The sequence below is a fragment of the Streptomyces sp. NPDC001744 genome, from assembly GCF_042892575.1.
Classification (GTDB): Bacteria; Actinomycetota; Actinomycetes; order Streptomycetales; family Streptomycetaceae; genus Streptomyces.
The window spans coordinates 94,566-113,178 of sequence record NZ_JBIAUG010000020.1 but is presented as its reverse complement, the minus strand read 5'-3'; the positions used below and the strand labels follow the sequence as shown (position 1 = coordinate 113,178).

General features: G+C 74.2%; 16 protein-coding genes, 1 pseudogene and 1 riboswitch. Of the genes and pseudogenes, 6 read left to right on the top strand and 11 right to left on the bottom strand.

All coding sequences use genetic code 11. The features are described 5' to 3' along the window. Nucleotides 1–175: 175 nt before the first annotated feature. Nucleotides 176–952: an SIMPL domain-containing protein gene (locus tag ACFYZY_RS23115; RefSeq protein WP_388697204.1), complete on the bottom strand. Its 777-nt coding sequence runs from the start codon at nt 950–952 to the stop codon at nt 176–178. Between the two features lie 251 nt (nt 953–1,203). On the opposite strand from ACFYZY_RS23115, the gene ACFYZY_RS23110 reads away from it, so the two are divergent. From ACFYZY_RS23110 to ACFYZY_RS23090, 5 genes are read left to right on the top strand one after another with little or no spacing between them, the layout of a single operon-like run. Beyond that, the gene (locus tag ACFYZY_RS23110; protein ID WP_388697202.1) at nt 1,204–2,163 is read left to right on the top strand and encodes an STM4015 family protein; all 960 of its coding nucleotides are present in this window, start codon (nt 1,204–1,206) and stop codon (nt 2,161–2,163) included. Continuing rightward, complete coding sequence (locus ACFYZY_RS23105; protein WP_388697201.1) at nt 2,160–3,317, top strand: STM4014 family protein; 1,158 nt, start codon at nt 2,160–2,162, stop codon at nt 3,315–3,317. The genes ACFYZY_RS23110 and ACFYZY_RS23105 overlap by 4 nt, the downstream gene beginning before the upstream one ends. An 11-nt stretch (nt 3,318–3,328) precedes the next feature. Beyond that, nucleotides 3,329–4,150: an STM4013/SEN3800 family hydrolase gene (locus tag ACFYZY_RS23100; RefSeq protein WP_388697305.1), complete on the top strand. Its 822-nt coding sequence runs from the start codon at nt 3,329–3,331 to the stop codon at nt 4,148–4,150. Next, nucleotides 4,147–5,487 carry an STM4012 family radical SAM protein gene (locus tag ACFYZY_RS23095; protein WP_388697199.1) on the top strand — a complete coding sequence of 447 codons (1,341 nt, stop codon included), beginning with the start codon at nt 4,147–4,149 and terminating at the stop codon, nt 5,485–5,487. Before ACFYZY_RS23100 ends, ACFYZY_RS23095 begins: the two co-directional genes overlap by 4 nt. Before the next feature lie 9 nt (nt 5,488–5,496). Beyond that, a complete protein-coding gene (locus tag ACFYZY_RS23090) occupies nt 5,497–6,357 on the top strand; it encodes an STM4011 family radical SAM protein (RefSeq protein ID WP_388697197.1) in 861 nt (286 codons plus the stop codon). On the opposite strand, the gene ACFYZY_RS23085 is transcribed toward ACFYZY_RS23090, so the two are convergent. Together ACFYZY_RS23085 and ACFYZY_RS23080 are read right to left on the bottom strand one after the other, a co-directional pair. Continuing rightward, nucleotides 6,344–7,156 carry an SGNH/GDSL hydrolase family protein gene (locus ACFYZY_RS23085; RefSeq protein ID WP_388697195.1) on the bottom strand — a complete coding sequence of 271 codons (813 nt, stop codon included), beginning with the start codon at nt 7,154–7,156 and terminating at the stop codon, nt 6,344–6,346. The two genes, ACFYZY_RS23090 and ACFYZY_RS23085, sit on opposite strands and share 14 nt — an antisense overlap. A 160-nt stretch (nt 7,157–7,316) precedes the next feature. Next, the gene (locus tag ACFYZY_RS23080; RefSeq protein WP_388697192.1) at nt 7,317–8,267 is read right to left on the bottom strand and encodes a peptidoglycan DD-metalloendopeptidase family protein; all 951 of its coding nucleotides are present in this window, start codon (nt 8,265–8,267) and stop codon (nt 7,317–7,319) included. 4 nt (nt 8,268–8,271) lie between these two features. Beyond that, nucleotides 8,272–8,431: riboswitch (cyclic di-AMP (ydaO/yuaA leader) on the bottom strand. 387 nt (nt 8,432–8,818) lie between these two features. Between ACFYZY_RS23080 and ACFYZY_RS23075 the strand changes: the two genes are divergently transcribed. Further along, complete coding sequence (locus ACFYZY_RS23075) at nt 8,819–9,640, top strand: tyrosine-protein phosphatase (protein WP_388697190.1); 822 nt, start codon at nt 8,819–8,821, stop codon at nt 9,638–9,640. A 67-nt stretch (nt 9,641–9,707) separates the two neighbouring features. Here ACFYZY_RS23075 and ACFYZY_RS23070 read toward each other — a convergent pair whose 3' ends face one another. From ACFYZY_RS23070 to hpnE, 8 genes and pseudogenes are all read right to left on the bottom strand, one after another. Next, nucleotides 9,708–9,863 carry a DUF6126 family protein gene (locus ACFYZY_RS23070; RefSeq protein WP_388697188.1) on the bottom strand — a complete coding sequence of 52 codons (156 nt, stop codon included), beginning with the start codon at nt 9,861–9,863 and terminating at the stop codon, nt 9,708–9,710. Between the two features lie 23 nt (nt 9,864–9,886). Beyond that, the gene (locus ACFYZY_RS23065) at nt 9,887–10,525 is read right to left on the bottom strand and encodes a helix-turn-helix domain-containing protein (RefSeq protein WP_388697185.1); all 639 of its coding nucleotides are present in this window, start codon (nt 10,523–10,525) and stop codon (nt 9,887–9,889) included. Between the two features lie 72 nt (nt 10,526–10,597). Continuing rightward, on the bottom strand, nt 10,598–11,983 hold the full coding sequence (locus ACFYZY_RS23060) for an aspartate aminotransferase family protein (protein ID WP_388697182.1): 1,386 nt from the start codon (nt 11,981–11,983) through the stop codon (nt 10,598–10,600). A gap of 7 nt (nt 11,984–11,990) precedes the next feature. Beyond that, nucleotides 11,991–13,013: an adenosyl-hopene transferase HpnH gene (hpnH, locus tag ACFYZY_RS23055; RefSeq protein ID WP_388697181.1), complete on the bottom strand. Its 1,023-nt coding sequence runs from the start codon at nt 13,011–13,013 to the stop codon at nt 11,991–11,993. Nucleotides 13,014–13,020: 7 nt separating this feature from the next. After that, nucleotides 13,021–13,695, bottom strand: a complete 675-nt coding sequence (locus ACFYZY_RS23050) for a 1-hydroxy-2-methyl-2-butenyl 4-diphosphate reductase (protein ID WP_388697179.1) — start codon at nt 13,693–13,695, stop codon at nt 13,021–13,023. After that, nucleotides 13,695–15,701, bottom strand: a complete 2,007-nt coding sequence (gene shc, locus ACFYZY_RS23045) for a squalene--hopene cyclase (RefSeq protein WP_388697176.1) — start codon at nt 15,699–15,701, stop codon at nt 13,695–13,697. The genes ACFYZY_RS23050 and shc overlap by 1 nt, the downstream gene beginning before the upstream one ends. A gap of 302 nt (nt 15,702–16,003) precedes the next feature. Next, complete coding sequence (locus ACFYZY_RS23040) at nt 16,004–17,104, bottom strand: polyprenyl synthetase family protein (protein ID WP_388697173.1); 1,101 nt, start codon at nt 17,102–17,104, stop codon at nt 16,004–16,006. Further along, nucleotides 17,101–18,564: pseudogene (gene hpnE, locus ACFYZY_RS23035) on the bottom strand (hydroxysqualene dehydroxylase HpnE); the annotation flags it as partial. The pseudogene hpnE and the gene ACFYZY_RS23040, both read right to left, overlap by 4 nt. Nucleotides 18,565–18,613 lie beyond the last annotated feature (49 nt).

Sequence of the window (18,613 nt, the reverse complement as noted above, 5' to 3'; positions counted from 1 at the left end):
TTATGGGCGGCCCCGCGCCCCGGGGGCCGGGACGGTCCCCGCCCGTCGGAGGGCCGGGGCGGGGGCAGTCCGTACCCGGAGGGCCAGGGCCGGGACGATCCGCGTCCGGAGGACCGGGGCGGGGGCGGCCGGGAGCGGGGCGGGGAGCGGCGTGACCGGTCCGGGGTCCGGTCCGTCAGAGCAGCTCGAAGACCGCCGAGACGGTGACCTGCTCCTCGATCTCCCCGGGGGCGAGGGGGACGCCCGTCTCCTCGGCGGCGACGCCGGCCGCCCCCGAGCCGGGGCGCACGGACTCCCCCTCGCTCAGCGAGACCAGCCGGCCGAGCCGGTGGCCGCTGAGCCGGGCGTGCTGGGTCGCCTTGTCGTACGCGTCCCGGAAGGCGGCCTCCCGCGCCCTGGCGCGCAGCGCCGACGGGTCGGCCACGTCGAACACGACGCCGTTGATGCGGGCCGCGTCCCGGGTGGCCTCGTTGACGGCGCCGACGACCTGCCCGGTCCTGTCGATGTCGCGGACCTTCACGGAGAACGCCTGCCCGGCCTGGTACCCGGTCACCTTGCTCTCGCCCTGGGCGTTCTGGGTGTAGACCGGGGCCAGGGAGAGGCTGTCGGTGCGGACGTCCCGTTCCGCGATCCGCTGTTCGCGCAGCACGTCCAGGAGGGTCTTGGCCGCGGCGCTCTGCGCCGCCATCGCCTCCTTCGCCGTGGCCCGGGTGGCCTCGACGCCGATGGACAGGATCGCCAGGTCGGGCGCGGAGGACGCGCGCCCGGTCCCGCTGACGGTGACCGTCGCGGCCTCCTGGTCGGCGGCGGACGGTGCCGTCCGCGCGAACGCGGCGGCGGGGGCGGCGGCCAGGGCCGGGGCGGCGGTGCCGGTGGCCAGGAGGCCGCCGAGCACGGCGGTGGCGGCGAGCAGACGGACGGTGCGGGTGGCGCTGGGCCGGCGGGTCGTCACGGGCGGTCCCTTCGGAGGTGGGTGCCGGGGCTTCGGCAGGCACATCCCAGCACCCGGCGCCGCCGCGTCCCGCGCGCCACTCCTGACCGGCCTCCCCCTTCACCTCTCCATACCAGCCGGACCAGGTTCCGGCGCGCGCCCGGGTCCGGCGCGCGCCGACGGGCGACCCTGCGCACGACGTTGTCGGTGCCGCTTGGTAGAACTCTTGGCACCAGCGGCCCACGCCGTCCGCCCTCCCCTGGAGCACCCTCATGACCATCGGCCACCACCTGCAGGAGTTCCACGGTCTCCCCGTGTTCGAGTTCCCGGACGCGGCCGCTCCGGTCGGGCTGCCCGACGCGTCCGGGGTCGCCTGGCGGATCTCGGCGCCGACGTACTCCGACCCCGGTGACGAGCGGTGGGCCCCCCGCTTCGAGCGGTTCCTGAAGGCCGTCGACGCCTCGCGGGTCCGCGCGATCGTCGTCGGCGGCTGGGACGAGCCCTACGAGACCTCGTCCGCCGGCATCGTCACCGCCCTGATGGCCGCCAACAACCGGCTCACCGGCCTGGAGGCGGTCTTCCTCGGCGACATGACCTTCGAGGACTGCGAGATCTCCTGGATCATCCAGTCCGACGTGACACCGCTGCTCGCCGCCTACCCGGCACTGCGGGAGCTGGGGGTGCGCGGCGGCACGGGCCTGGCGTTCCCGTCGGTCCGGCACGCCTCCCTGGAGACCCTGGTGGTGGAGGCCGGCGGCCTCGGCGCCGAGGTCGTGCGCGGGATCGCCGGCAGCGACCTGCCCGCCCTGGAGAAGCTGGAACTCTGGCTCGGCACCGACGAGTACGGCGGCGACAGCACCCCCGGGGACCTGGCCCCGCTGCTCGCCGGCACGGCCTTCCCCGCCCTGCGCCGCCTGGGCCTGCGCAACAGCGTGATCGAGGACGCCGTCGCCGCCGCCGTGGCGGACGCGCCCGTCACCGCCCGGCTCGACCGGCTCGACCTGTCCATGGGCGTACTCACCGACGAGGGCGCGGCGGCCCTGCTCGGCGGACGGCCCCTCACCCACCTCGCGCGCCTCGACCTCTCGCACCACTACCTCTCGGAGGCGATGCAAGAACGCGTGCGGGCCGCGCTCGTCCCGCACGGCGTGACCGTGGTCCTCGACGAGGCGCAGACGCCGGAGGACTACGGCGACGGCGAGGTCCACCGGTACGTCGCGGTCGCCGAATGACCTCCGGCCCGCGCCCCGTGGTCGTCGGCGCCCCGGCGGACCGCCGCGTCGCGTTCTTCCAGGACGCGCTGCGGCGCGCCGGGCTGCCCGGGGCACGGGTCGTGCCCTGGTCCGACGTGCTGCGGGGCCGGGCCCGGTTCGCGGCGGGCGAGACCGTGCGCCTGGACTCGCCCGGCGGGGAGCCGGAGACCGACCGGCTGCTGCGCGGGACGGACGACCCGGCCCGGGTCGAGGGCACCGGCCGCTGGTACGGGCGGTTCACCGCCGCCGTGGCGGACCTCGCCCGGAGCGTGACGGAGGCGGGCGGGGTCCTCGTCGACGACCCGGCGGAGCTGCCGGTCCTGTTCGACAAGCGGCTGTGCCACGGCCGGCTGCGGGCGGCCGGCGTGCCGGTGCCCGAGTCGCCGACCTCGGGCGCCTCCGCGCCGGCCGTGCGCGGCTGGGCGGACCTCCGGACGCTGACGGCCGGGGCCGGGATGCGCCGGGTGTTCGTGAAGCTCGCGCACGGCTCCTCGGCCTCGGGGGTGCTCGCGGTGGAGACGAACGGCGCGGGCCGGGTCCAGGCCACCACCTCGGTGGAGCGCGGGCCGGACGGCCGGCTCTTCAACTCCCTGCGGGTACGGCGCTACACGAGCGAACGCGAGGTCGCCGCGATCGTGGACGCCCTCGCCCCCGACGGCCTGCACGTCGAGCGGTGGCTGCCGAAGGCCACCCAGAACGGGCGGGCCGCCGACCTGCGGGTGGTGGTGGTCGACGGGCGGGCCACCCACGCGGTGCTCCGGACCAGCCGCTCCCCCCTGACCAATCTGCACCTGGGCGGTGCCCGGGGCGACCTGGGCGCGGCCCGTGCCGCGATCGGCGCTGCCGGGGGGCGGTGGGCGGACGTCCTCGGGGTGTGCGAGCGGGCCGCCGCCGCGTTCCCCGGCACCCGGTGCGTGGGCGTCGACCTGCTGCCCTCGTCGGGGTGGCGCCGCTTCGCCGTGGGCGAGGTCAACGCCTTCGGCGACCTGCTGCCCGGCCTCACGGGCCTGCCCGGCGGCGGGGCCGAGGGCCTCGACACCTACGCGGCCCAGGTGGCCGCGCTGTTCCCCCGTACGCCACCCGCCTCACGCACGACAGGCACCGCCCGCACCACAGGAACGAGCACCCCGTGAACCAGCCCGACATGAACGCGATCGTCGGCAGCCACGACCTGCTCCTGGTCACCCTCGACACGCTCCGGTACGACGTGGCCGCCGAGCTGGCGGCCGAGGGGCGCATACCGAACCTGGCCCGGCACCTGCCCGGCGGGGCCTGGGAGCGGCGGCACGCGCCGGGGAGCTTCACCTACGCCTCCCACCAGGCGATCTTCGCCGGTTTCCTGCCGACCCCCGCCGCGCAGGGGCCCCATCCCCGGCTGTTCGCGGCCCGGTTCGCGGGAAGCGAGTCGACCGCCGACGGCACCTGGGTCCACGACACCCCGGACTTCGTCTCCGGCCTCGCGGCCGAGGGCTACCGGACGGTCTGCGTGGGCGGGGTGGGCTTCTTCAACAAACAGCCGCCGCTCGGCTCCGTGCTCCCCGGGCTCTTCCGGGAGAGCCACTGGGAGCCCTCCTTCGGCGTCGCCTCCCCCACCTCGTTCGAGTCCCAGGTGGCGTGCGCCGAGGAGGTGGTGGCCGGGCTGCCCCGGGAGGAACGGCTCTTCCTCTTCGTCAACGTGTCGGCGCTGCACCAGCCCAACTGGTTCCACCTGCCGGGGGCGACCCGCGAGGCGGGCGACTCCCGGGAGACGCACGCGGCGGCCCTGGAGTACGTCGACCGGCACATCGGGCGGCTCTTCGCCGCGGCGAGCCGCCGGCGCCCCTGTTTCGCGATCGTCTGCTCCGACCACGGCACCGCGTACGGGGAGGACGGATTCACCGGCCACCGGCTCGGTCACGAGGTCGTGTGGACGGTGCCGTACGCGCAGTTCGTCCTGCCGGGTCCCGACGGGGAGGGCGCCGCGTGAACACCTCCGGCGTCCCCGCCCCCCGTCCGTACCGGAGCTACGTCTACGCCTACCCGCACAAGACGGCGTACCGGAGGCTTCCCGAACGGCCCGGACTGGCCGCGCTCTGGGCCGGGGAGCCGAAGGACGCGCTCTCGCTCTACGCGCACGTGCCGTTCTGCGAGGTGCGCTGCGGCTTCTGCAACCTCTTCACCCGGATCGGCGCGCCCGGCGAGCTGACCACCCGCTACCTCGACGCCCTCGACCGGCAGGCGGTCGCCGTGCGCGAGGCCCTGGGGGACGGGGCTCCGGTGCGGTTCGCCACGGCGGCGTTCGGCGGCGGCACGCCCACCTTCCTCACCGCCGCCGAGCTGGAACGGCTCTGCGACATCGCGGAGGAGCGCACGGGGGCGGACCTGCGGGCGGTGCCGCTGTCCGTGGAGACCTCGCCCGCGACCGCGACCGCCGACCGGCTCGCGCTGCTCGTGGAGCGGGGCGCGACCCGGCTCAGCATCGGGGTGCAGAGCTTCGTGGAGGCCGAGGCGCGGGCGGCGGTCCGGCCGCAGCGCCGGCCGGACGTGGAGGCGGCGCTCGGCCGCATCCGGGACACCGGCGTCCCGGTGCTCAACATCGACCTGATCTACGGGATCGACGGGCAGACCGAGGAGTCCTGGCGCCGCTCGCTCGACGCGGCCCTGGCCTGGCACCCGGAGGAGCTGTACCTCTATCCGCTGTACGTGCGGCCGCTGACCGGGCTGGGGCGCTCGTCCGCCGCGGACGACCGGGAGTGGGACGAGCGGCGGCTGCGGCTGTACCGGTGCGGCCGGGACCACCTCCTGGAGCGCGGCTACGAGCAGGTGTCGATGCGGATGTTCCGGCGGAGCGGCGCGGCGCCGCTCGGTCCGGACGACCACGCGTGCCAGACGGACGGGATGATCGGCCTGGGCTGCGGGGCCCGTTCGTACACCTCGAAGCTCCACTACTCCTTCGACTACGCCGTGGACATGCGGGAGATCCGCTCGATCGTCGACGCCTACACGGAGACCGGGGACTTCTCGCGCGCCGAGGTGGGCCGGTGGGTCGACGCCGGGGAGGCCCGGCGCCGTCACCTGCTCCAGTCGCTGCTCCAGGCGGAGGGCATGCCGCTCGCCGGGTACGAGGAGCGGTTCGGGTCCTCGCCGTTCGCGGACTTCCCCGGCGAGCTGGCCCGGTTCGAGGCGCTCGGATGGCTGGACGGGGAGGCTCCGGAGGGGCTGCTGCGGCTCTCGCCGGAGGGCCTGGCGCACTCGGACGGGCTCGGCCCCGAGCTGTTCTCCCCCGGGGTACGGGCCGCGATGGCCGCGTACGAGCCGAAGTAGGGGGCGGTCGTGGACCTGACGCTGCTCTACCGGGGGCCGCTCTCCTCCTGCGACTACGACTGCCCGTACTGTCCCTTCGCCAAGCGCCGGGACAGCCGGGAGCAGCTGCGCGCGGACCGGGCGGCGCTCGAACGGTTCACCGGGTGGGCCGCCGCGCAGACCGGGGACCGGCTGCGGATCCTGTTCACGCCGTGGGGCGAGGGGCTGGTGCGTTCCTGGTACCGGCGGGCCCTCGTCGAGCTGTCCCGGCTGCCGCACGTCGAGCGGGTGGCGATCCAGACCAATCTGAGCTGCCGGACCGACTGGCTGGCGGAGGCGGACCGGGAGGGCGTGGCGCTCTGGTGCACGTACCACCCCGGGCAGACACCGTACGAGCGCTTCCTCGCCAAGTGCCGCGACCTGGCGGAGCGGGGCGTCCGGTTCAGCGTCGGCGTGGTCGGTCTTCCCGCGCACCTGGAGGAGGCGCGGCGGCTGCGGGACGCGCTGCCGCCGCACGTGTACCTGTGGGTGAACGCGGCCGAGGGGCACGCGTACTCCGACGCGGAGGCCGCGCGGTGGACGGAGCTCGACCCGCTCTTTCCGTACAGCCGGCATCCGCACCGTTCGGCGGGGCTGCCGTGCCGCACCGGCGAGTCGGTGATCTCGGTGGACGGCGGGGGGACGGTGCGGCGCTGCCACTTCGTCAGGGCGGAGCTGGGGAACCTGTACGACGGTTCGTACCGCGCCGCCCTGCGCCCCCGCGCCTGCCCCCTCGCCGTCTGCGACTGCCACATCGGCTACGTCCACCTGGAGACGCTGCCGCTGTACGACGTGTTCGCCGGCGGGGTCCTGGAACGGATCCCCGCCGTGCCGCCCGCTACAGGGGGATGAGGTCTCCCAGGGGCATCAGGTCGGGGCGCTTGGCCGCGACGCGGTCCCCGGAGCTCTCGCCGCGCAGCCGGCGCCCGATCCAGGGGACGAGGTGCTCCCTCGCCCACTGGATGTCGTCGCGGCGCACTTCGAGCGTGCCGCGCGGCGGGACCGGCGGCCACGCCTGGTCGGGGTCGGCGGGCACCGGGATGCCGAGGACCTGGGCGGCGCGCAGGGCGACCCGGGTGTGTCCCTCGGGCGAGAGGTGCAGACGGTCGCCGTCCCAGGCCCGCCGGTCCTGGACGGACCTCAGGGACCACAGGTCGAGGACGGGGCAGCCGTGGCGGTCCGCGATGGCGCGGACGTGCGCGGTGTAGGTGGCGATCTTGCCGCGCAGGTGCCGGAGCACGGGGACGTCGCGGGTGTCGAAGCCGGTGGTCACCATGACGGTTCCCACGGCGGAGGTCAGGTCGGCGACGGCGCGCTCGAAGCGCTCGGCCACGTGGTCGGGGTCGCTGCCGGGGCGGATGATGTCGTTGCCGCCCGCGCAGAAGGTCACCAGGTCGGGGGCGAGTTCCTTCGCCCGGGGGACCTGTTCCGCCACGATCTGGTCGAGGAGCCGTCCGCGTACGGCCAGGTTGGCGTAGCGGAAGGTGTCCTGCTCCGGCAACCGGTCGGCGAGCAGGACCGCGAAGCGGTCCGCCCAGCCGACGTACGTCCCGTTGGGGCCGGGGTCTCCGACGCCCTCGGTGAAGCTGTCACCGATCGCCGTGTACGACCCGAATGCGTTCTTGTCTCTTGATCTCGAATCGTCTGCCACGGGCGCCCATCCTTCCTTCTCGCGTGTGACCTACGCGACCGTAAGGAGGGGTTGACGACGGGTGAGATATGCCACCGATAAAGATTCCGCCAAGACGGAATACGCCGGCGGCCCGGCATTTTCGTGCCGGGCCGCCGGAAAGGGGTTTCGCCGTTGCGCGTCAGACGGAGACGCCGTGTCCGCGCAGATAGGCCAGCGGGTCGATGTCCGAGCCGTAGCTCGGCGAGGTGCGGATCTCGAAGTGCAGGTGCGGGCCGGTGGAGTTGCCGGTGGAACCGGAGAGGCCGATCTGCTGGCCGCCGGTGACGGACTGGCCGGCCGAGACCGCGAGGGAGGAGAGGTGGGCGTACTGCGAGTACTTGCCGTCCGCGTGCTTGATGACGACCTCGTTGCCGTACGAGCCGCTCCAGCCGGCGGAGACGACCGTGCCGGCGCCGACGGCGCGGACGGTGGTGCCGGAGGAGGCGATGAAGTCGACACCGGTGTGATAGCCGGAGGACCACATGGCGCCGGAGGCGCGGTACGGGGTGGAGAAGCCGCCGGTGACGGGGGCGACCCAGCCGGAGGAGGAGGCGGTGGAGGAGCCGGACGGGCCCTCGGGCGCGTCCGCGGTGGCGGCGGCCGGGGCGGCGGCGCGGCGGGTCTCGCGGGAGGCGCGCGGGGTGTCGTCGCCCTTGCCGGAACTCCGGGTGCCCGGGGCGCTCTTCGGGCCGGTGGGGGCGGAGCCCTCGGCGCCGACGGTGAGCTTCATGCCGGGCATGATGAGGGAGGGGTCCGCGCCGATGGTCCGGCGGTTGTCCTCGTAGAGCTTCCGCCAGCCGCCCGTGACGTGGTGGTCGGCGGCGATCTTCGACAGGTAGTCGCCGCGGACGACGGCGTACGTCGTCGGGGCGGCCTTCGCGGGGACGGCCTGCACGGGGGTGGCCCGCACCTGGGCGGCGGCCACGACGGCCGGGGCGGGGGCGGCGGCCGGGGCGGCCTGCTCGGCGGCGTGGGCCCCCGTGGCGCCGATGAGCGGGAGGGCCACGACGGCGCCTCCCGTACCGGCGGCGGCGAATCCGCGGGTGAGGAGGTTGTTCTTCGGGCGGCGGTGCTTACCCTTCGCGGGCATGTCGAATTCCTCTCCGGCGCCTGCGAGGTGAGCTGTCGGGTTCGGACTGGAGATGTCCGGCCGCGTTCTCACGCGACTTCACCCCGAGCCGTCCTGTGTCACGGGACCGGCGTACTTCCTGGGTCCCCCGCTCCTGCCACGCATGGGATGGGTGGAATTCCGGACGGTGGCAGGATTCGGCGGTCCGACCGGATTGACGGTGACGCTAGACGAGCGGAGTCGGCGTGAACAAGCCGTTCTTCGGTCCCGGGGATTCCGCGCTAGATCATCACGAGGCGATCACGGTCACCCTCCGTGGATGACGGTCCTTCGATTTCCCTGTGCCGTACGGAAATCACGCCGGCCTCCCGGCCACGATCCGTCACTTCTATGACGCTGCTCACGCGCCTTTCCCCATCTCACCCCAACCGGGGCTTGTCATAACCAAGGCCCTAATTCGGACAGTTCACCCATTACCGTCCGAGGGGGTGCGCCGCGCGCCTCCCGCCCGGATGATTGCCCCAGGAACCCGTCCCGCGCCGGACACCCGAACGCCGACCCCAGGAGCATCCGTGACGCAGCAGCTGCCGCAGGTCCCGCCCGCCGAAGCCGTCGAGCCCGAGCTTGCGGGGGTCCGCAACTTCCGGGACGTGGGCGGCCTGCCGACGACGGACGGGCGTGCCGTCCGCCCCGGGCGCCTCTTCCGCAGCGGCCACCTGGCCCACGCGACCGAGGCCGACGCCGCCTTCCTCGCCTCGCTGGGCCTGCACACCGTCTTCGACTTCCGCAACGAGGCCGACCGGCGGATCGAGGGCGCGGACGTCGAACTGCCCGGCGTGCGCAACGTGAACATACCGCTCAACGACCCGGCCGACGGCAAGGAGTTCTGGAGGCTGGTGCGCGACGGCGGGGTCGCGCAGCTGCGGGAGGTCCTCGGTGACGGCAGGGCGGCCGCCCGGATGTCCGATTCGTACCGGCGGATGGTGGTCGAGCGGACCGCGGAGCACAGCCGGATCCTGCACTCCATGGCGGAGGAGAGCGTGCCGGCGCTCATGCACTGCGCGGCGGGGAAGGACCGCGCCGGGCTCGCCGTCGCGATCACCCTGCTCGCCGTCGGGGTCGACCGGGCGGCGATCGAGGCCGACTACGTGAAGTCGAACGAGCCGCACCGCCGCTACAAGGTGCGCCGCGGCTCCACCGCCCCGGACGCCATGGGGCCCGAGGTGATGGAGCTGCTGAGCCCGCTCTTCGACGCGCGGGCGGAGTACCTGCGGGCCGCCTTCGAGACGATCGACACGACCTGGGGCTCGGTGGACGCCTACCTCGCCGAGGGGCTGGGCCTGGCTCCGGAGACGCGCGAGCGGCTGCGGGAGCGGCTGCTCACGGAGGCGTAGGCCGGGACCGGGCGGCGCCCGCCCCGCCGGGTTCCGTCCCCGCCGGTTCCGCCGCGCGGCCCCCGCCCTACTGGTTCTGTCCGCCCAGCACGAAGAGCAGGTAGAGGAAGCCGGCGAAGAGGTGACCGGCGATCAGGTAGGCGAAGAGGCGGAGCACCAGGCCCTTGGGGAACTTGCCTTCCCCGCGCTCCTCGCCGGTGACGGGTGCGGACTTCTCGGACATGTCAGTCCTTTCCTTGGAATGCGTCACGAAGGGCGGCGTCGGTGCGGGGTCCCGTCGCCGAGGCACAGCTCGGCGTCGGGGCTCTGCAGGAGGGTGTGGACGAAGAGCAGCTCGGCCCCGCCGGGAGTGGCGGCGCCGATCCGGTGGGGGGTGAGCGAGTCGAAGTGGGCGCCGTCCCCGGGGTCGAGGACGTGGACCGCCTCCCCGAGCGCGAGCCGCACCCGGCCCTCCAGGACGTGGATCCACTCCTCGCCCGGGTGCACGCGCACGATGTCGCCCCGGGTGGCGTACGGCACGTGGACCCGCAGGCACTGGAGGGCGCGTCCGGCGCCGCCCGCCTGGCGGTAGATCCAGCCGTCGGCCTCGACCGGCTCGGAGCGGCCGGCCCGGATCACGGGGTCCCGCTCGGGAGGCGCCTCCCCCAGGAGTTCGGAGACCGTCGTACCGTAGGTACGGGAGAGGGCGAGCAGCATCGGCAGCGAGGGCTGCCGGTTCCCCGTCTCCAGGCGCGAGAGGTGGGCCGGCGAGAGACCGGCCCGCCGGGCGGCGGCCTCCAGGGTGAGCCCCCGGCGGCGGCGCAGCGCCCGCAGTTGCGGGGCCACGTCCGGCAGGGCGTCGGGAGCGGCGGGGTCCGGGGAGGGCTCCCCGGGGACGTGGTCCATGCGTCCATTCCGCCAGGATCATGCCTCTGAGGCAAGTTTATTGCCCCGGAGGCAAAACCCGGGCGGCGCGCGTCAGCGCTGCGCGACCGCCTGCCTGACGAGCGTCCTGCCGAAGTCCCACATCAGCCCGCTCCCGCCGTGGGCGTCGTCCATGACCGCCGTGAAGGCGGTGACGAACCGGTCCACGTCCGCCTCGTCCACGACCAGCGGCGGGATCAGCTTGATCACCTCCAGGTGGTCCCCGGAGACCTGGGTGAGGATGCGGTGCCGCTGGAGCAGCGGGACGACGACCATCTGGGCGAAGAGGCCCTTGCGGGCCGCCTGGAGCATCGCCCAGCGGCCGCGGAGGCCCAGCGAGGACGGCCGGCCGAACTCGATGCCGATCATCAGGCCGCGTCCGCGGACCTCGTGGAGCAGTTCGTACCGGGGCACCAGCTCCCGCAGGCGCCCGGAGAGCAGGTCACCGATCCGGCGCGCGTGGGCGACCGTGCCCTCCTGCTCCATCACGGCGAGGACGGCGAGCCCGGCGGCCATGGCCTGCGCGTTCGACCCGAAGCTCGCGGAGTGGACCAGGACCCGGTCCATCGAGGAGTAGACCTTCCTGAAGATCCAGTCCTTGCCGAGGGTGGCGCCGACCGGCACGTAACCGCCCGAGAGCGCCTTCGCCACGCAGACCAGGTCCGGCTCGACGCCCTCCTCGTGCTGGTACGCGTAGAAGTCGCCGGTCCGGCCGAGGCCGGTCTGCACCTCGTCCGCGATCAGCAGGGCGCCGTGCCGGCGCAGCAGCTCCTGGGCCCCGCGCAGGAAGCCGGGCGGGGCCTCCTGGACGCCCTTGCCCTGGATCGGCTCCACGAGGAAGCCGGCCACGTCGCCCTTCCGCAGCTCGCGCTCCAGGGCGTCGAGGTCGCCGAGGGCGATCGCGGTGTCCGGCAGGAGCGGGCCGAAGCCGTCCCGGAAGCCGCGCTCGCCGTTGACGGAGAGGGAGCCGGTGGTGAGCCCGTGGAAGGCGTGGGCGCAGTAGACGATCCTGGGCCGCCCGGTGGCGTACCGGGCGAACTTGAGGGCGGTCTCGACGGCCTCGGTGCCGCTGTTGCCGAAGAAGACCCGGTCGAGGTGGGGGCTGTGGGCGAGCAGCCGCTCGGCGAGGAGGCCGGGCAGCGGCTGGCAGTCGAAGCGGGTGAGGTCGGCCAGCTGGGCGTCCAGGACGTCGTGGAGGGCCCGGCGGACGACGGGGTGGTGCCGTCCGAGGCCCATCACGCCGAACCCGGCGAGCATGTCGAGGTGGTCGTTCCCCTCGGCGTCCCAGAAGTGGGCCCCCTCGGCCCGCTCGTACACCTTGTCGAAGCCGAGGGTGTGGAGCATGCGCGGGAGCTGGGGGTTGAGGTGGGCGGCGTGCAGCTCGTACCGCTCGCCGCCGCGCTCGGCGAGCAGGGCCCCCAGGTCGAAGTCTTCCGTCATGCGCCGCTCACCGTCCCCCTCCGGAGACGGTCTCCCTGACCGCGCGCAGCGACTCCTTGAGGGAGCCCATGGTGGCGAGGACGGCGGTGGGTTCGTAGCCGCAGTGCGCCATGCAGTTGGCGCAGCGCGGGTCCCTGCCCCGGCCGTACTTCTCCCAGTCGGTCTCCTCGACCAGCTCGCGGTACGTGGGGACGTAGCCGTCGCTCATCAGGTAGCAGGGGCGCTGCCAGCCGAAGAGGGAGTAGTTGGGGATGGCCCAGGCGGTGCAGGGGAAGTCCGCCTTCCCCTCCAGGAAGTCCAGGAAGAGCGGCGAGTGGTTGAGCCGCCAGCGGCGCCGGTTCCCGCCGGAGAACGCCTTCCTGAAGAGTTCCCGGGTCTGCTCGACGCCGAGGAAGTGCTCCTGGTCGGGGGCCTTCTCGTAGGCGTAGGCGGGCGAGATCATCATCTCGTCGACCCGGAGGTCGTCGTTCAGGTAGTTGAGCACCTCGATGACGGTCTGCGGGGTGTCGGTGTTGAAGAAGGTCGAGTTGGTGGTGACCCGGAAGCCGCGCCGCTTGGCCTCCTTGATCGCCGCGACCGCCTCGTCGAAGACGCCCTCCTTGGCCACGGACTCGTCGTGCCGCTCGCGCAGGCCGTCGATGTGCACGGCGAAGGCGAAGTACCGGGAAGGGGTGAAGTCCTCCAGCTTCTTGCGCAGCAGCATGGCGTTGGTGCAGAGGAAGACGTACTTCCTCCTGGCCACCAGCTGCCGCACGATCTCGTGGATCTGCGGGTGCATCAGGGGCTCTCCGCCCGCGATGGACACCATGGGCGCGCCGGACTCCAGGACGGCGCCGACCGCCTGGGCGACCGGCATGCGCTGCTTGAGGACACCCGCCGGGTGCTGGATCTTCCCGCAGCCCTCGCACTTGAGGTTGCAGGCGAAGAGCGGTTCGAGCTCGACGATCAGCGGGAACTTGTCGCGCTTGCGGAGCTTCTGTTCGAAGAGGTAGGTCCCGACCCGGACGGACTGACGGAGCGGCATGGCCATAACTCGTTCACCTCCTGGGGAGCAGCAAAGAACGGTGCCATTCGAAGAAAGCGGGAAGAATGGCACGAAGGACGCGAAAGGCCGATATTCCCCCGCGAACCGTGCCAATACGGACCAGCTCATGTTCTGGAGCGTCCACGACCACCCGGACGGCCGCAACCGGGCGCGCTCCCGGCCCCTCGCCGAACGCCCCGGCGGCCCGCGCGGTGCGCAGGGTCGCCGCGGACTCCATGTCGACGGCGATCGCGCCGGTGCCCCGCAGCGCGGCCCGCTCGGGACCCCGCACCACATGGGCGGAGCCGGTCAGCGGACCGACGTGGACGGCCCGGCCGGGCACCGCCCGGGCCAGGGCCTCCACCAGCAGGTCGGTGCCGGTGCACGCGGTCGTGCCGTCGGGGCCCCGGGTCTCGTCGGCGACGATCAGGTCCCCGGGGTGCATGCCCGGGGCGAGCCCCGCGCAGAACCCGGAGGCGATCACGGCCGCGTCCCACCAGCGCCGCTGCCCCAGCGCCCGGGAGACCGCGCCGCGGGCCCGGTCGGGCCCCATGCCCGTCCGCAGCACGGTGACCGGGCCGGGGGCGCCGCCCCGGCCGCCGCTGCGCAGGGCGGCCTGCTCGATGCCGAGCGCGCAGGCGATCAGCAGCGGCGGGGCGGCGGGGCCGGGACCCGGCTCGCCGCCCATCAGCCCTCCCGGAGGAGCGCGGGGTCCCCGTACACGTAACGGCCCAGCGCCGTGAGGGGGAAGACCAGCCGGTAGAGGTGGTAGTTGATGGAGAAGTCCCAGGGGAAGCCGGTGCCGGTGAAGTACGGCTCGTCCCACGAGCCGTCCGGGAGCTGGGTCGCGGCGAGCCAGGCGACGCCCCGGCGCACCGCCTCGGACTCCCGCTCGCCCGCCGCGAGGAGGGCGATCAGCGCCCAGGCGGTCTGGGAGGCGGTGGAGACGCCGTGCCCGATCCACTCCGGGTCCCGGTACGAGCGCAGGTCCTCGCCCCAGCCGCCGTCCTCGTTCTGCACGGAGCCGAGCCAGGCGACGGCGCGGCGGACGGCCGGGTGGGAGGAGGGGAGGCCGGCGGCGGCGAGCGCGGGGAGCACGGAGCCCGTCCCGTACACGTGGTTGACGCCCCAGCGGCCGAACCAGGCACCGTTCGGCTCCTGTTCGGAGAGCAGCCACTCGATTCCCCGGCGGGTGCGGGGGTCGTGGGCCAGGCCCTCGTGGGCGAGCATCTCCACGACGTGGGCGGTGACGTCGGCGGAGGGCGGGTCGATCACCTCGCCGAAGTCGCAGAAGGGCAGCTTGTTGGGGAGGGCGCTGGTGTTGTCGGCGTCGAAGGCGCCCCAGGCTCCGTTGCGGGACTGCATGCCGAGGGTCCAGCGGACGCCCCGGGCGACGGACGCCTCCAGCCGGGCCGGTTCGGGGTGCCGGACCCGGCGCAGGGCGAGCAGGACCTCGGCGGTGTCGTCGGTGTCGGGGTAGTTGTCGTTGTGGAACTCGAACGCCCAGCCGCCCGGCGGGAGCTCGGGACGGCGCACCGCCCAGTCCCCGGAGCGGGTGACCTCCTCGCCCAGCATCCAGTCGACGGCCTTCACCAGGGCCGGGTGGTCGGGGGCGAGTCCTGCGTCGGCGAGGGCGATGGTGGCGAGGCAGGTGTCCCAGACGGGCGACTGGCACGCCTCGACCATCCGGGAGCCGTCCCCGCGCCGGACGGCGAACCGGTCGAGCGACTCCAGGCCGGCCCGCATGACGGGGTGCTCCAGGTCGTAGCCGAGGAGGTGGAGGGCGATGACCGAGTAGACGGCGGGGGGCTGGATGCCGCCCCAGCAGCCGTCGTTCTCCTGGCGCTCCACGATCCACCGGGCGGCGAGGTTCATGGCCGCCCCGCGCACCGGGCGCGGCGCCACCCGGTGGTAGAGGCGCAGCGCCTTGTCGAGCCGCTGGAAGATCCCGTCCCAGCCGGTCACCGGGGCGAGGGGGCGGGGCGGGTTCGGGCGGGCCGGGTCGGTGTGCAGCTCGTCCAGCGGGAAGGGGGCGGGGCGGACCGGGCGCTTCGCGGAGACCACGGTGAGCGGCACGATCGTCTGCCGGGCCCAGCAGCCGAAGTCGTAGATGTTCAGCGGGAACCACTTCGGCAGGAAGAGCAGTTCCGGGGGCAGTTCGGGCAGGTCGTCCCAGCGCCACCAGCCGAAGAGGGCCAGCCAGATCCTGGTGAAGACCCGGGTGGCGGCGATGCCGCCGCGGGCGCGGACCCAGGCGGAGGCGCGGGCCATGTGCGGGGCGTCGGGCGGGTCTCCGGCGAGCCGCAGCGCCACGTACGCCTCGACGGTGGCGGAGAGTTCGCCCGGTCCGCCGTAGAAGGTGGCCCAGGCGCCGTCCTCGCGCTGCTCGCGGCGGATGTGGAGTGCGGCGGCCCGGGTGGTGTCCGGGTCGAGGATGCCCAGGAACCGGCGGAGCAGCAGGTCCTCGGCGTCCATGGTGACGTTGGTCTCCAGGTCGCCCTTCCACCAGCCGGCCGGGTCCTGCCGGGCGAGCAGGTGCTCGGCGGCCCGTGCCGCCGCCCGCGCGGCGGTGGCGTCGAGTCTCTCGGGCCCGGTGACGGTCCCCGCCGGCGGCGGGAGGGTGTCGGTCGTCTCGTTCGCCGCGGCCGTCCGGGGGCTCACGGCCCCGGCGCTTCCGTCGGTCGTCGCTGTCATGGCTTCCCCTTCGCGCAGTCCGTTTCCTTCTGCTCCTGCGGGTCTGCCGTCGGGGGGGGCCGGGGGGGGGGGCGCGGCGCCCCCCCGCCCAAAAAAAAGGGGTTGGGGGGGTATAATAAGGAAAACCAACACGAAGGGCGCGGGGGGGGGGGGGGGCTCCGGCCCCGGGCGTTCCGGTGGGTGGTCGTTTTTTTGGCTCCCCCTGCGCCCCGTCGTTTAAATTAGCCACGGGGGGGGGGGGGGGGGGGGGGCGGGGGGGGGCGCGGCCCGGCGACCGCGAACTCATATCAGGGTGATGGCGATCATCTCTTCCGTACGACCACGAAGTCGGCCAGGGCGGTGAGCTGGTCCCGCACCCGGGCGGGCATGTCCACCTCGTTCAGGGCGTCGATCGCGACGGTGTGCTGGCGGCGGGCCTCCTCGGAGGTCCACTCGCGTCCTCCGGCCTTCTCGATGAGGGCCGCCCTGACGGCGAACTCCTCCTCGGAGAAGGTGTCGAAGTCGTGGGACTTGGCGTCCGCGGCGAGCAGTTCGCCGAGCCGCTCGGAGGCCGGTCCCCCGGCGGCGAGGGCGGCGACGACGGGGAGGGACTTCTTGCGCTGGCGCAGGTCGCTCCAGGTCTGCTTGCCGGTGGCCTCCGGGTCGCCCCAGATGCCGAGCAGGTCGTCCACGGCCTGGAAGGCGAGGCCGAGGTGGTAGCCGTACTCCTCCAGCTTGTCGGCGGTCCGGTCGTCGGCGCCGCCGAGGACGGCGCCGATGGAGACTGCGCAGGCGAGGAGGGCGCCCGTCTTGTTGCCCTCCATCTCCAGGCACTCCTCGACGGTGACCCGCTCGCGGTGCTCGTAGGAGATGTCCTGGGCCTGCCCGTCGATGAGCTTGCGGGTGGCCGTGGTGAGCCGGCGGGTGGCCCGTCCCGCCTCGACGGTGCCGAGTTCGAGCAGCAGTTCGTTGGCGAGGGCGAAGAGGGCGTCGCCGACGAGGATGGCCTGCGCCGGGCCGTGCACCTTCCACACCGTGTCGCGGTGGCGGCGCTGCTCGTCGCCGTCCATCAGGTCGTCGTGGAGCAGCGAGAAGTTGTGGACGAGTTCCACGGCGACGGCGCCGGGCACCCCGACCTCGGGCGCGGCGCCCGCGGCCTCGGCCGACAGCAGGGCGAGCGCGGGGCGGACGGCCTTGCCGCCGTCGCCGTCGGCGGGGTTGCCCTGCGCGTCGATCCAGCCGAAGTGGTAGGCGGCCACGGTGTCCATGGGGGGCGCGAGGCGGCCGACGGCCGCCCGCAGTACGGGGGTGGACAGGGTCCGTCCCCGCTCCAGCAGTGCGGACACGTCCGCGGTGTCGACGGCCGGGTGTCCCGGCGGCGCTGTCGGCACGGTCTCTCCTCTTGTTCCGGTACTCACACTCATACCGCCTCCTGCAGCGGATGGTCATGGCGGCGGCCGAGGGCGGAGAGCGCGGCGCCGGCGGCGCTGAAGCCGCTGCGGACCGCCCCCTCCATGGTCGCGGGCCAGCCGGTGGCGGTCCAGGCCCCGGCCAGGTAGAGGCCCGGTGCCCGGGTGCGGGCGCCGGGGCGGAGCCGGCCGACGCCCGGGGCGGGGTCGAACGTCGCCGTCCGCTCCCTGGTGACGAAGAAGTCGCGCACCCCGGCGCCGCGGGCGGCGGGCAGCAGCCGCTCCAGCTCCGGGAGGTAGCGCTCGCGCAGGACGGCGACGGGTTCGTCGATGTCGGCCTGCGCGGCGGACTGGGAGACGGCGAGGTACTGGCCGCCGCCCTCCAGTCCGGAGGTCCGGGTGCGGTCGAAGACCCACTGCACCGGGGAGCCGAGCGCGGTGAAGAAGGGCTGCCTGAGCACCTTGCGGTCGTAGACGACGTGCAGGTTGAGGATGGGGGCGGTGCCGATGTCGAGGAGCCGGCCGGGGTCGTCGAGCGCGCCCTCGGGCAGCAGGGCGTGGGTCTCGTGCTGCGGTACGGCGAGGACGACGGTGTCGGCGTCGATCGTCTCGCCCGGCACCTCCACGGTCCAGCGGCCGCCGTCGGTGCGGGAGATCCGCTCGGCCTTGGTGCGCAGCGCGACGCGGACGCCGAGGGCGGTGAGGGCCTTCGCGGCCAGGGTGTCGTGGAGTTCGCCGAGCGGGACGCGGGCCCAGCCGATGTCGGCGGCGCCGGGCTCGGAGAGGAGACCGGTCTTGAAGACCATGGCGGCGAGGCCCATGGAGGCGTTCGGGGCGGTGGCGTTGAGCGTGGCGACGCCGACGAGGTCCCACAGGGCCTCGACGGCGCGCGGGGACTGCCCGTGGCGGCCGAGCCAGGTCGCGAAGTCGATGCCGTCGAGGGCCGGGTCGGCGGGGTCGAGACGGTTCAGGGCGAGCGCGGCCCGGCCGACCGCCACGCGCTCGGCGGCACCGAGGTGCGGGTAGGTCGCCAGGCTCCGGGCGAGGTGGAACGGGACGGGCAGGTCGTCGCGGCGCAGGCGGCCGAGGCGGGGTCCGCGCCGGTGGCCGACGTCGAGGACGGGGACGTCGAGCCGGTCCTGCACGGGGGCGAGGTGGGCGCCGCCGATCCGGTCGAGGAACCAGCGGTAGGCGGTGCAGCAGCGCAGGTACACGTGCTGGCCGTTGTCGACGGACAGTTCGCCGCGCCGGAAGGAGAAGGCGAGGCCGCCGAGCCGGGGCCGGCCTTCGAGCAGGGTGACGCGGACGCCCGCGTCGGCGAGCTGGAGCGCCGCGGTGACCCCGGCGATCCCGCCGCCGACGACGACGGCGTGGGACTGCGGGGCGCTCCGCCCGGTTCCTTCGTGGGTCACGCGGCCTCCGGTCGGTTCGTCTTCGTCGCGGTCGGGACGGCCGGGAACGGCCGGTGCGCGGCCGGGACCGCCGGTCCCGGGAGGGTTGCCGGTCCCGGGAAGGCCGCCGCGG